We start from the raw sequence: 920 nt of genomic DNA, 5'->3' as shown, positions 1-920 counted from the left end.
TGTTCCGGTGTTCACTTACGAGAGTGGGTACTGGGAGAAAATTATGAAGCCTCGTTTGCAGCAGCAGGGGTGGTATATCGCTGAAGTGGATTGTGCTGGTGTGGAAGATATAGTAGATTTTGGCAGGAGGCTTCTACGGGCACTTAATTTTAGCGTTGGTGATAACGAATATATCAGTCCGATATGGTATGAAAATCTTGTCGGGGAAATATCTGGAGTATCTATGCGGCAAGGTTTTTTTATCTACTATAAAAACTTTGGAGAATTTTTATCTATGCATCATGATGCAGATCCAGAGTCTTCAGCAATATATGCGATCAAGCTTCTTGAAAATATGAGCTATCACTATTCTGATCTTCGTGGGTATATTTACGAGCAGTATCCTGTGGTGGTGGGGTATGGCATTGGTATTCCCACCTCATATATTCCGCAGCTTGAGGAGCTGATGGGTGCTGAGAACGTGATGATTGCCGGTGAGGGTGTGCGGTATCCGTGGTCTGATTTTGAAGAAGAGCGGCGGAGGAATTTCCCGAACGGCGCCCCGGATCCTCTATATGATAAGTATGGGGAGCTTTTTGGTGTTAGTACCCATAGTTCGCAGACTACGGGTATTTATGTTGCTGATCCTCGGTATTATCCTGAGTCACCGTTTTATGACCCTGCTCTTGCCTCCAAGGTGCACCTGGTGCATAGTGAATTTGACGATCCCGAATAATCGATCATGTTCCTTCTTGAGTTTAGTTGTCCGTAGCTTATAGCGAAGTTACGGACAACTAATTTTCTATATCTTTATGCCTGTCAACAAATAAGAAAGCTACGGAGGCTGTTCTGCCGCAACTGCTGTTGAGGGAGCCCTATCGCGTATACGGAGATGGATTTCATGGCTCCTCAACCGAAGATTGGTGAAAACGGTAAAGTTG

The 920-nt window shown here is 44.9% G+C and carries 1 protein-coding gene; it reads left to right on the top strand.

Features of this window, described 5'->3' with window-relative positions:
- A partial coding sequence (locus tag HMPREF2609_RS01050; protein ID WP_070534533.1) for a hypothetical protein occupies positions 1 to 715 on the top strand: 715 nt, incomplete at its 5' end.
- Positions 716 to 920 lie beyond the last annotated feature (205 nt).

The organism is Rothia sp. HMSC058E10 (assembly GCF_001809415.1).
In the GTDB taxonomy this organism is placed as follows: Bacteria; Actinomycetota; Actinomycetes; order Actinomycetales; family Micrococcaceae; genus Rothia; species Rothia dentocariosa.
This window is presented reverse-complemented; position numbering and strand designations above follow the sequence as displayed.